This is a genomic window from Flavobacterium macacae (assembly GCF_003865365.1).
Lineage (GTDB): Bacteria > Bacteroidota > Bacteroidia > Flavobacteriales > Flavobacteriaceae > Flavobacterium > Flavobacterium macacae.
In genome coordinates this window covers 112,733-125,705 of the sequence record NZ_RQVR01000007.1, presented here as the reverse complement: position 1 = coordinate 125,705, position 12,973 = coordinate 112,733, and the positions used below count along the sequence as shown (strand labels likewise).

General features: G+C 38.0%; 9 protein-coding genes and 1 tRNA gene. 2 read left to right on the top strand and 8 right to left on the bottom strand.

The window, feature by feature from the left end:
• Positions 1-6: 6 nt before the first annotated feature.
• The 4 genes from EG849_RS07840 to EG849_RS07825 are packed head-to-tail and all read right to left on the bottom strand — an operon-like array spanning position 7 to position 6,382.
• Complete coding sequence (locus EG849_RS07840) at positions 7-531, bottom strand: DUF3341 domain-containing protein (protein WP_125012525.1); 525 nt, start codon at positions 529-531, stop codon at positions 7-9.
• Complete coding sequence (gene nrfD / locus EG849_RS07835) at positions 524-1,927, bottom strand: NrfD/PsrC family molybdoenzyme membrane anchor subunit (RefSeq protein WP_125012524.1); 1,404 nt, start codon at positions 1,925-1,927, stop codon at positions 524-526. Before nrfD ends, EG849_RS07840 begins: the two co-directional genes overlap by 8 nt.
• A 35-nt stretch (positions 1,928-1,962) precedes the next feature.
• Positions 1,963-5,022, bottom strand: coding sequence for a TAT-variant-translocated molybdopterin oxidoreductase (locus tag EG849_RS07830; RefSeq protein ID WP_125012523.1), 3,060 nt, complete (start codon positions 5,020-5,022; stop codon positions 1,963-1,965).
• Positions 5,023-5,056: 34 nt separating this feature from the next.
• A complete protein-coding gene (locus EG849_RS07825; RefSeq protein ID WP_125012522.1) occupies positions 5,057-6,382 on the bottom strand; it encodes a c-type cytochrome in 1,326 nt (441 codons plus the stop codon).
• A gap of 219 nt (positions 6,383-6,601) precedes the next feature.
• Between EG849_RS07825 and EG849_RS07820 the strand changes: the two genes are divergently transcribed.
• Positions 6,602-6,991 (top strand): SPOR domain-containing protein, encoded by a 390-nt coding sequence (locus EG849_RS07820; protein WP_125012521.1) that lies wholly within the window; start codon positions 6,602-6,604, stop codon positions 6,989-6,991.
• A gap of 93 nt (positions 6,992-7,084) precedes the next feature.
• On the opposite strand, the gene infB is transcribed toward EG849_RS07820, so the two are convergent.
• The 3 genes from infB to rimP are packed head-to-tail and all read right to left on the bottom strand — an operon-like array spanning position 7,085 to position 11,804.
• The gene (gene infB, locus EG849_RS07815; protein ID WP_125012520.1) at positions 7,085-10,033 is read right to left on the bottom strand and encodes a translation initiation factor IF-2; all 2,949 of its coding nucleotides are present in this window, start codon (positions 10,031-10,033) and stop codon (positions 7,085-7,087) included.
• A 47-nt stretch (positions 10,034-10,080) separates the two neighbouring features.
• Positions 10,081-11,325, bottom strand: coding sequence for a transcription termination factor NusA (gene nusA / locus EG849_RS07810; protein WP_125012519.1), 1,245 nt, complete (start codon positions 11,323-11,325; stop codon positions 10,081-10,083).
• 14 nt (positions 11,326-11,339) lie between these two features.
• Positions 11,340-11,804 (bottom strand): ribosome assembly cofactor RimP, encoded by a 465-nt coding sequence (gene rimP / locus EG849_RS07805; protein WP_125012518.1) that lies wholly within the window; start codon positions 11,802-11,804, stop codon positions 11,340-11,342.
• Positions 11,805-11,994: 190 nt separating this feature from the next.
• Between rimP and EG849_RS07800 the strand changes: the two genes are divergently transcribed.
• Entirely contained in the window at positions 11,995-12,819 is an 825-nt protein-coding gene (locus tag EG849_RS07800; RefSeq protein WP_125012517.1) for a universal stress protein, read from the top strand.
• 52 nt (positions 12,820-12,871) lie between these two features.
• Here the strand turns inward: EG849_RS07800 and EG849_RS07795 are convergent.
• Positions 12,872-12,942 (bottom strand) — tRNA-Gln (locus tag EG849_RS07795).
• Positions 12,943-12,973: the final 31 nt, after the last annotated feature.

Here is a 12,973-nt window from a genome sequence, read left to right as displayed (position 1 = left end):
CTAGTATTAATGCTTTTCTATTACTTTAACTTCTACTGCTCCAGTATTTTGAAAAAATGAAATCATTTCATTTTCGTCTCCGTGAACCGCAACTTCCATTAAAAAATGGTCATCCGTAGTTCTTACATCTGGATTTTCTGCTGATTTAAACGGCCATAACCTGCTTCTCATATAAAAAGTAAGCACCATTAAGTGCGCCGCAAAGAATACGGTCATTTCAAACATTACCGGCACAAAAGCAGGCATGTTTTCAATATAACTGAAACTTGGCTTTCCACCAATATCTTGTGGCCAGTCAGCAATCATGATGTTATTCATCATCCAGGTTGCAAAAGCCAAACCGCAAACTCCATAAATAAAAGCACAAATTGCTAATCTTGTCGGCGCGATTCCCATTGCTTTGTCCAATCCGTGAACTGGAAATGGAGTGAAAATTTCTTCAATATGGTGATGAGCAGCACGTGTTTGTTTAACGGCATCCATAAGCACATCATCATCATTATAAATAGCGTATATAACTTTATTACTCATGGTGTGAATGTTTATTTTCTTCTCTTAATTTTTTATAATTATCTCCTGAAGATTTCAAGATTGTCTTAACCTCTGCTTGAGCAATCACTGGGAAAGATCTAGCATATAATAAGAATAATACAAAGAAGAAACCAATTGTTCCAATGTAGATTCCGATATCAACAAATGTTGGTGAGAACATTGTCCAAGAAGACGGAAGGTAATCTCTGTGAAGCGAAGTTACGATAATTACGAAACGCTCAAACCACATACCGATATTTACTACGATCGAGATAACGAAAGAGAACATGATACTTGTTCTTAATTTTTTGAACCACATGAATTGCGGAGAGAAAACGTTACAAGTCATCATCGCCCAGTAAGCCCAAGCGTATGGCCCTGTTGCCCTGTTCAGGAAAGCATATTGTTCATACTCTACTCCTGAATACCAAGCTACGAATAACTCTGTGATATAAGCTACACCTACGATAGAACCGGTAATCATGATTACAATGTTCATCAATTCGATGTGCTGTACTGTAATATAAGCTTCTAAGTTTGAAACTTTCCTCATAATGATCAGCAAGGTGTTTACCATCGCAAATCCTGAGAATACCGCTCCAGCAACGAAGTACGGAGGGAAAATTGTAGTATGCCATCCTGGGATTACAGAAGTAGCAAAGTCAAAAGATACAATCGTGTGTACTGAAAGTACAAGGGGCGTAGCTAAACCTGCAAGAACCAAAGATACTTCTTCAAAACGTTGCCAGTCTTTTGCTCTACCGCTCCAACCGAAGCTTAAGATTGAATACACTCTTTTTGTAAAAGGCGTTACCGCTCTATCTCTAAGCATTGCGAAATCTGGAAGCAAACCTGTCCACCAGAAAACCAATGATACAGAAAGATACGTTGAAATTGCGAATACGTCCCAAAGCAATGGTGAGTTAAAGTTTACCCATAAAGAACCAAATTGATTCGGAATTGGTAAAACCCAGTATGCCAACCATGGACGGCCCATGTGGATAATTGGGAACAAACCTGCTTGAACTACAGAGAAAATGGTCATTGCTTCTGCAGATCTGTTAATTGCCATTCTCCATTTCTGGCGGAATAACAAAAGTACTGCTGAAATTAATGTTCCTGCGTGCCCGATACCAACCCACCAAACGAAGTTCGTGATATCCCAAGCCCAGCCAACTGTTTTATTTAATCCCCATGTACCAATACCAGTAGAGACGGTGTATATAATACAGCCTACTCCCCAAAGGAAAGCTGCTAATGCGATTGAAAATACAATCCACCATTGTTTGTTGGCTCTACCTTCTACAGGTGCAGCTACATCTACTGTTACATCGTGATAAGTTTTATCACCTATAACTAAAGGTTTTCTAATGGGTGCTTCGTAGTGAGACGACATAATCCTTTATCTTGTTTCTGATTAATTATTTATTTCTAGGTATTTCTAACTTTTACGTGATAGAAAACATTAGGTTTTGTTCCAACATGCTCTAATAAATGATACATTCTTGGATCTTCTTCTAATTTAGCAATTTCATCTGCTTTATTATTAACATCTCCAAACACCATTGATCCTGATGTACATGCAGCAGAACAAGCTGTTTCAAATGCATTTGTATCAACTGCTTTTCCTTCACGTTTCGCTTTCAAAATAACCGCCTGTGTCATTTGAATACACATTGAGCATTTTTCCATAACTCCTCTTGAACGAACAACTACGTCTGGATTCAACACCATACGACCTAAATCGTCATTCATGTGGTAATCAAATTCTGAGTTTTTGCTGTATAAGAACCAGTTAAAACGACGTACTTTATAAGGACAGTTATTCGCACAGTAACGCGTTCCAACACATCTGTTATACGCCATGTGGTTTTGACCTTGGCGGCCGTGAGATGTTGCCGCAACTGGACAAACTGTTTCACACGGAGCGTGGTTACAGTGTTGGCACATTACCGGCTGGAATGCTACTTGTGGATTATCTGATGGATGTTCTAATTGTCCAAAACCTCCTAAAGAACCTTTGTCTCCGAACAAACCATCAAAATTTTCTTTTTTCTCGTCGTCTTTTGCAAAAGTCTCTTCAGAAGAATAATACCTGTCAATACGCAACCAGTGCATATCACGGCTTCTTCTAATCTCAGATTTTCCAACAACAGGAACGTTATTTTCAGCATGACAAGCAATAACGCAAGCGCCACATCCTGTACATGAATTTAAGTCAATTGACAATTTAAAGTGGTGCCCGACTGAACGGTCAAATGAAGTCCATAAGTCAACCGTATTGGCCTTAACAGGATTGTGATCCAATGAAACCATTGGAGAAGGATTCCAAACTTCAGCATCTTCTTTTTCAAAAACATCTAAAGTAGTTTCCTTAATAATATCACCCCTGCCCATCAACGTTCTTTGCAGCTGCACGCAAGCAAATTCGTGATCTCCGCTTTCTTTTGTGATTTTTGCAGTTTGGTTTGCATTTGAGTTAGCATACAATGTATATGCATTTACACCCACCTGCATTTCTTGTTTCATAGATTCTTTACGTCCGTATCCAAGAGCAACACCAATTGTTCCAACAGCTTGACCTGGCTGGATGATAACCGGAACTTTTTCCAGTTTTACTCCACCAACTTCAATAGTAATATAGCTACCATTCAAACCACCGTTTGCAACATTAAAGTTTTCAAGGTCTAGTTTCGCAGCATCCGCTTTTGAAATAGTTACATAGTTATCCCAAGATACACGAGTGATCGGATCAGGGAATTCTTGCAACCAAGGATTGTTTGCCTGCTGGCCATCTCCCATTCCTGTTTTAGTATACAGTACTAATTCAAAATCTCCTGCTTTTTTAGCTTGCGCCAAAGTAGAAGCCGCTGCTGCATAATCAGCAGATCCAGAAGCCACAGAAGTTACCGGCGTAGTATAAAAACCATCATGAACTAATTTATTCCAAGTAATACCGCTTACCGAAGAAGTTACAGCTGCTTTTAAGTAATCATAATAAGCAGTTGAATTATCAGACCAAAGCAATAAAGCTTCCTGGAACTGTCTCGTATCAAATAAAGGACGGATAGTCGGCTGCGTGATGCTCAAGTTTCCTTTAGAAATTGCAACATCTCCCCAAGACTCCAAGTAGTGTGGAGCTGGCGCTGCGATTGAAGAAAGAACTGCAGTCTCATCTTCTTTCAAAGAAAAAGCAACAGATAATTTTACTTTTTTCAATCCTTCAGCAAAATCTTTTGAAGCAGCAAGCGTGTAAACTGGGTTCACACCGCTCATAATTAATGTATGAACACTTCCCGCTTTCATATCAGCTACTAATTTAGCAACCGCTTTGGCATCACCTTTTCTAGTCAATCTAGCCTCTGAAGGATTGAAGGCTTGAGATTGCAATACATTGTTGATTGCAAAAACAAGCAACTGCGCATTTACATCATCTAAACCAGAAACCAAAACTCCTTTTGAACCAGCTGCTTTTAATTGCTGTGCCGCTTTCATCACTTCTTCTTCCCTTGCTACTTTTTGAGTACCAACCGAAGCACCTGTAATTACATTATATATTTTAACCAAAGCATGCTTTTGGTCAGTAATAGTCAAAGGAATACGTTTGTCAGCATTTGCACCTGACATAGACATATTTGCTTCTATTTGAATATGCTTAGACATCACTCCGTTTCTTGGAACACGTCCTTTTGCATATCCTGAGTCGAATCCACCACCTTGCCAATCTCCTAAGAAATCTGCACCAACAGAAACGATTGTATTTGCTTTTGCAAAATCATAATTAGCTAAAGCTCTTTCACCATAAGCCATCTGGAAAGCATCCAAAGCATTTGATTCAGAAACCGCATCATAAACTACATGTTTTGCAGATGGGTTTTTAGCAATGAATTCAGCAATTAATTTATCAGTAGATGGACTCGCCATTGTATTTGTAAGCAAAACAACTTGGCTTCCTGCAGTTCTTGCCTCATTCAAGCTCGCCTTAACTTTTGCATCAACATCAGACCAAGAAGCTGATTTTTTTGCAATTTTTGGCTGTTTTAAACGAGTGCTGTCATATAAAGAAAGAACAGAAGCGTGAACTCTTGCGTTAGCACTAAGCTTTACGCCATCAAGCGTATTGTTTTCCACTTTAATAGGACGGCCTTCACGTGTTTTGATCAAGATATTTGCAAAATCAAAACCATCAGCAATAGTTGTAGCGTAATAATCCGCAACCCCAGGAATAATTTCTTCCGGCTGCACTACATAAGGTATCGATTTAATAACCGGACCTTCGCAAGCTACCAAAGAAGCAGCAGCTGTACTAAATCCAACATATTTTAAGAAATCACGACGTGATGTTGACGATGCTGATAATGATTCTTTATCTCCTAAAAACTCTTCCACCGGAATAGGCTCCGCGAATTCGTTATTTCTGAGCGTCTCAACAATAGAACTATTATCGTTTAGTTCTTCAACACTTTTCCAGTATTTTTTGTTTGATGACATGTATATTATATATAAATTATCTTAATAAATTTGATTAATAGTGGCATTTTCCACACTCTAAACCACCCATTTCTGCAGCAGTAAGCTTTTCTTTGCCATATTTTTTAGCAAGTTCTGCGTGAATTTTGTCATAATAAGCATTGCCTTCCATTTTCACATCAGTCTTGCGGTGGCAGTCAATACACCAACCCATTGTCAAGGACGAATGCTGCTCCATAACTTCCATCGTCTCAACCGGACCGTGACATGTCTGGCATTCAATACCTCCAACAATTACGTGCTGCGAGTGATTAAAGTAAACAAAATCTGGAAGATTATGAATCCTAACCCATTTAACCGGCTCCGTTTTTCCTGTGTATTTTTGAGTTGCCTTATCCCAACCTACTGCATTGTACAACTTCTGGATCTCTCCGTCGTAAAACGCCTTGCTGTGTTCTGGCGTTGCTGTTTCTTCAGCAACCTCAGAAATATTCTTATGGCAGTTCATACAAACATTCAAAGAAGGAATACCTGCACTTTTACTTGATCTAGCCGAAGAGTGGCAGTATTTACAATCAATACCATTATCACCAGCATGGATTTTATGAGAATAGTGGATTGGCTGAATCGGCTGATAACCTTGATCCACACCCACCTGCATAAAATAACCATAGACAAAGTAACCACTTGCCAGCAATAAAACAATTGAAGTTACCAGAACTAAAAATTGGTTTCTTGCAAATGCAACCCAAATCGGAGTTACAGGCTCTTTGTGAGCAGGCTCGATACCGTTAGCTTTCGCCACTTTACCTAATACTTTATTCACAAGAACAAGCATCACAACCAACATCATCATTACCAATGCCAAGGCACCAAGAATAATATTGTTAGAAACTCCACTTCCTTCTCCACCTCCAGCACCCGCAGACTCACCAGGAGCAGGAGCAGGTTTTTCTGCTTTCGGCTCAGAAGTATACGCTAAGATATTATCAATATCCGCATCTGACAACTGAGGAAATGCAGTCATCACTGACTTGTTATACTCATTAAAAACTTTTACCGCAGCAGGATCACCTGCTTTGATCATCTTTTGACTATCTTTAATCCAATCATGAAGCCATTTTGTATCATGTCTTTCGGTCACTCCTCTTAAAGCAGGACCAGTCATCGCGCCATCTAATTTGTGACACGCAGCACAATTGGAATTAAAAAGAGCTTTTCCCGCAGCAACATCACCGGCACCAGCAGCAGGAGCCGCAGTTTCGGCAGCTGGCATAGCAGCTGTTTCTTGAGCAAAAGACGAAACGGAAAATGTTAGCATTAACGCTAAACTGAACAGTAGTATTCGTGAAATCGAATTAGGATTACCCACCTTTTTCATATTTAAAAATGATTATCGACTAAATTTGATATGGTTTTTTCTATTTAAAGAATATTAAAAAATTGCATACCTTATTTAAAACTTTGCACAAAAATACGACTAAAGAACTATTATCAAAAACCTAAAGAAGCCTTAATACCAATTTATACTAATTCTAAATAATTTTTTTAAATTTCAATCAAATGGTAAATATTATATTTGCACAAAACTAACTTCATTATGAGAATTTTAAGTCCAAAATCAGCACTGCTAAATGTTTCTTTTATAGCACTTTTATCAATTTCTGCTTACTCACAAGAAAAGAATATAAAAGTTACTCAAGACCCAAAATTTGAGCAATTACTAGCCGAAAAAAGAAAAATTAATGGCTCATTAACCGTAAACGAACGCTATAAAATTCAAGTTTATAATGGCGATAGTGAAAACGCAAAGAAAACACTTGCTGAATTCAGGAAAGAGTTTAGAAATTTAGATGGTACAATCGTTTTTAATACACCAACCTATAAAGTATGGATCGGAAACTTCAAAACAAAAATTGAAGCCGAAAAGAACCTTAATGATCTGCGGAAGAAATATCCAAATGCGATCGTAATTAAGCCTACCAAATAAAAAAAAGACCTTCTATCCAGAAGGTCTTTTTTAATTCAAAACAGGCAAAAAAAAATCCCGATTGCTCGGGATTTTTTTATTTATATAAATTGATTATTTCAATTTTTTCTTCACTGCAACTTCTTGGAATGATTCAATAACATCATATTCTTGAATATCATTGTATCCCTTGATCTGCATACCGCAGTCATATCCTTTAGCCACTTCTTTCACATCATCTTTGAAACGTTTCAGGGCGATCAATTCTCCAGTATGGATTACGACTCCTTCACGAATTAAGCGGATTCTTGAACTTCTAAGGATTTTTCCATCCATAACCATACAACCAGCAATAGAACCCACTTTAGAAATTTTGAAAATCTCGCGAATTTCAGCAGTTCCAGAAATTTCTTCCTTCATTTCAGGAGAAAGCATTCCTTCCATTGCATCTTTCAAGTCGTCAATTGCATCATAGATGATCGAGTAATTACGGATATCTATTTCTTCTTTATCTGCCAATTGCTTCGCATTCCCTGCAGGACGAACGTTAAATCCAATGATGATTGCATCAGAAGCAGACGCCAAGTTGACATCAGTTTCTGTAATTGCACCCACCCCTTTGTGGATAATCTTGATTTCGATTTCCTCAGTAGATAATTTAGAGAATGAATCTGCCAATGCTTCTACCGAACCATCCACGTCACCTTTAATAATGATGTTCAATTCTTTAAATTGACCTAGAGCAATTCTACGTCCAAGTTCAGCAAGCGTTGTATGTTTCTTAGTTCTTGCAGATTGCTCACGAATCAACTGCGTACGTTTTGCAGCAATTTGTTTCGCTTCTCTCTCTTCTTCAAAAACATTGAATTTATCACCGGCAGTTGGCGCTCCGTCCAATCCAAGGATTGAAATTGGAGTTGAAGGTCCTGCTTCTTTAACCGCATTTCCTCTTTCGTCATACATGGCCTTAATTTTACCATGATTTTTTCCTGCCAATACATAATCCCCAACTCTTAAGGTACCGGCTAGAACTAAAATTGTAGTTACATAACCTCTACCTTTATCTAATTGCGCTTCCACTACAGTTCCCACAGCAGGTTTTGTTGGATTTGCTTTTAAGTCTAATAATTCCGCTTCTAATAAAATTTTCTCCAGAAGCTCTTTCATACCCGTTCCTACTTTTGCAGAAATATCATGCGATTGGTATTTTCCACCCCAATCTTCAACAAGCAAATTCATACCTGCCAATTGTTCCTTGATTTTCTCAGGATTAGCAGCTGGCTTATCTACCTTGTTGATTGCAAAAATCATCGGAACATTCGCCGCCTGTGCGTGGCTGATTGCTTCCTTAGTCTGAGGCATGATATCATCATCCGCTGCAGCCACAATAATTGCGATATCTGTTACTTGAGCTCCACGGGCACGCATCGCGGTAAACGCTTCGTGGCCAGGAGTATCTAAGAACGTGATTTTTTGACCGTTATCAAGAGTCACTGCATAAGCACCAATGTGCTGCGTGATTCCTCCAGATTCCCCAGCGATAACATTTTCTTTACGGATGTAATCCAAAAGAGATGTTTTACCGTGATCGACGTGACCCATTACGGTAACGATTGGAGCTCTTGATACTAAATCTTCTTCTCTGTCTTCGATGATTTCTTGGTTTTCTTCAATATCAGTAGTAATAAATTCTACTTCATATCCAAATTCATCAGCAACGATAGACAATGTTTCTGCGTCAAGACGCTGGTTCATGGTAACCATGATTCCAAGTGACATACACGTTCCGATAACTTTAGTAATCGGCACATCCATCATGGTTGCAACTTCCCCAACTGTAACGAATTCTGTTACCTTGATTGTTTTGCTTCCTTCTTCGATAGCTCTTTGCTCATCATCTGATTTTTGACGGTGCGTATCTCTTTTGTCTCTTCTATATTTAGCCGCTTTAGATTTGCTTCCTTTACCTTGAAGCTTTTCTAAAGTCTCTCTAATTTGATTTTTAACTTCTTCTTCTGTAGGCTCTACTTTTGCAACAATTGCCGGCCTGTTCCCTTTTACGAAACCAGGTCTTGCACTTCTGTTTGCATTGTTTCCACCACCTTGAGTATTTGGACGAATGATATTCCCGGGAGTCGCCACACCGCCACCTTGACCTGGAGTGCCTGGTTTTCCTGGAATTCTCTTTCTCTTGTTTTTGTTATTATTGTTCGCATTTGCAGCACCAGGAGTTCCCGGCTTGTTTGGAACAATTTTTGGCTCTTCTTTTTTCTTCTTAGGCTTATTGAATTGTGACAAGTCAATAGTCTGTCCCGTAAAAGTAGTACCAGATAATTTTTGATATTGTGTTGTAATTGCTTCGTCAGCCGGCTGTTCACCTTCTGGAGCATTTGCAACTGGAGCAGGAGTTTCTTTTTTCTCCTCTTTCTTTTCTTCTTGTTTCGCAACTGGAGCCACAACAGGCTTAGCTTCCGCTTTTGGCGCAACTACTTTCGGAGCTTCCACTTTCGGAGTTTCTGTTTTTGGCGCTTCTGCTTTTACTACAGGAGCTTCCGTTGGTTTTGTTTCTTCCACTTTCGGAGCTTCCACTTTTGCAACTGGAACTTCCTTCACCGGTTCAACAACTGGTTTTTCTTCAGGTTTTTTTGGAGTCGGAGTCGGTTCAACAGCTTTAGGCGTTGGAGCAACCGCTGGAGCTTTTGACTCTAAATCGATTTTACCAACTTGCTTAGGACCCGCTAACGTGGCCTTCGCTTTGATTACTTCTTGACGTTGACGTTCCTCGTCTTGTTTGCGTTTTTCTTCAATTTCTTTTTCTCTTTCTAAACGCAACGCTTCTTTCTCTTTTCTTTTTTCTTCCCCAACCTCTATGGAAGCCTCTTTTTTACCCTTATCGCCAGCAAATTGACTTTGCAGGATACTGAATTCATTCTCAGATATTTTTGCGTTTGGATTTGCATCAATAGCAATTCCCTTATCTTTTAGATAATCAACGGCTCTATCTAACGAAATATTCAATTCCCTTAAAACCTTGTTTATTCTTATTACTCTCTCTTCAGACATATAACCTTTTTATTATTACCTTTTTTGTTGTGTTGTTGTGGCTGTGCTTAGTCTTCGAATTCGTCTTTTAAAATTCTGATCACATCAAGGATCGTTTCTTCTTCAAGATCTGTTCTTCTTACTAAGTCATTCACATCCTGCTTTAAGATGCTTCTTGCGGTATCTAAACCTATTTTTGCAAATTCTTCGATTACCCAAGCTTCTATTTCATCAGAAAATTCAGTCAACTCAACATCATCCTCTTCTTCTGCAATATTACCTTCACGGATAACATCTAATTCGTATCCTGTCAATAGTCCTGCTAATTTGATATTGTGGCCACCTCTACCAATAGCTTTTGACACCTCTTCTAATTTTAAGAAAACCTCTGCTCTTTTTGTCTCTTCATTGATTTTAATCGAAGACACTTTTGCAGGGCTTAATGCTCGTGTAATAAACAACTGTGTGTTAGTTGTATAATTAATTACGTCGATATTCTCGTTTCCAAGCTCACGAACGATTCCGTGGATTCTTGAACCTTTCATACCTACGCAAGCTCCAACCGGATCAATTCTGTCATCATAAGAATCAACAGCAACTTTTGCTTTTTCTCCTGGGATTCTGACCACACCTTTGATCATAATCAACCCGTCGAAAACCTCTGGAATTTCTTGTTCAAATAATTTTTCTAAAAACTTCTCAGAAGTTCTAGACATAATAATTTGAGGTTTATTTCCTTTTAATTCTACGTTTTCAATGATTCCGCGAACGTTATCTCCTTTTCTGAAGAAGTCAGACGGAATTTGTTTTTCTTTTGGAAGCACAATTTCATTTCCTTCGTCATCTACTAAAATTACCGCTCTAGGGCGCACGTGGTGCACTTCTGCCGTGTAAATATCGCCAATTAAATCTTTAAATTGTTTGTAAAGATTGGTATTATCATGCTCGTGAATCTTTGAAATCAAGTTCTGGCGAAGCGCTAAGATAGCTCTTCTTCCTAAATCTATCAACTTTACTTCTTCAGAAACTTCTTCACCGATCTCAAAATCAGGCTCAATTCTTCTTGCTTCTGTTAAAGTAATCTCTTCATTTTCGAAATCTAAATCTTCATCGGCAACAATGACTCTTCTTCTCCAAATTTCCATATCGCCTTTATCAGGATTGATAATGATATCGAAATTATCGTCAGAACCATATTTCTTTTTCAATGCATTTCTAAACACATCTTCCAAAATCGCCATAAGCGTTACACGATCAATTAACTTGTCGTCTTTAAACTCTGAAAATGACTCGATTAATGCAATATTCTCCATGCCTATTCTTTAAATTAAAATGTTATTGTAACAATTGCTTCTTTAATATCAGCATAAGGAAGCTCGAGTCTTTTTTCTACTGTCACTTTTCCCTTGCCGATTTCTTTTGGTTCTCTTGCAGTCCAAGTCAATGTGATAAATTCATCATTGGCATCAACTAATGCTGCAGTAATAGTATCTGTCGCTGTTTTCACCTGCAACGTTCTACCGATATTTTTTTTGTATTGCCTAACCAGCTTTAACGGAGCAGAAACCCCCCCAGAAGCTACTTCAAGGGAATAATCTTGTTCTTCCCTGTCAAGATTGCTCTCAATTGCACGATTGATATCGATGCAGTCTTGCAAATTTACGCCATTATCACCATCTAAGGTCACAATAATTTTAAAAGTATCTGTAATCGTCAGGTCAATCAAAAAAACATCAGGTTTCTCTGCAAGGCCTGCGTTTACCAACTCGCTAACTTTTTCTTTAAATGTCATATTTTTATAAAAAGAGGGGACAATTAGTCCCCTCATTATCTAGTTTTTAATAAATAACGGTGCAAATATAGTGTTTTTTTTAGATATCTAAAATCATTGCAGTATATTGTGCGATGTTATTTTTTATTCTTACCTTTAATGTAGGAAAAACGAACATAATTTTTTATAAAATATTCTTAACCTTACAACTATGAAAAAAATTTTAGTCCCTACCGACTTTTCAAACCACGCCGAATACGCACTTAAAGTTGCCGCAAAAATTGCCCGTGAAAATAACGGAGAAATCATTCTCTTGCACATGCTTGAATTACCCGGACAAGGAAGTGATGCAATTGGATCTGGAAGCGATATTCCAGAAATCATGTTTTTCAAAAACAAAGCGATCGAAAAACTGGAAAGCTTAATGGATGTTGACTATTTACAAGGAATTACCGTTTCACAAGCCATCCAATTTGAAAAAGCTTTTGAAGGAATTGTAAGCGTCAGCCACAAAAATAATGTGGATTTAATCATAATGGGATCACATGGAGCTAGCGGTTTTCAAGAAATGTTTATTGGTTCAAATACTGAAAAAGTAGTTCGCTCTTCAGACATTCCTGTTTTAGTAATCAAAAAAGAAGATGCTGATTTTAGCGTAGAGAAATTCGTTTTCGCCTCAGACTTTAGCGATGAAATCAAAAATTCATTTACAAAAGTGGTAGATTTTGCAACAAAATTCAACGCCCACTTAAATTTGGTAATGATCAACACGCCAAATAATTTCAAATCAACTGAGGTTGCTAAGAAAATAATGACTGATTTTATCCAAGAATTCAATATTTCAAACTACACTTCTCACATTTACAACGACACCAATGTAGAAAAAGGAGTTTTAAACTTTGCTAAAAGCATCAATGCCGACTTGATCGGAATGAGCACGCACGGAAGAAAAGGTATTTCCCATTTCTTTAACGGAAGCATTAGTGAAGATTTAGTGAACCATTCAAAACGTCCGGTGGTGACATTTAAAATCTAATATTTCAATTAACTGCATAAAAAAACCTCTCAATTTCTTGAGAGGTTTTTTGTTGGCCCACAAGGACTCGAACCTTGAATGACTGCACCAAAAACAGTAGTGTTACCATTACACCATAGGCCAGTATTTCTTTATTGCGAGTGCAAATTTAGTA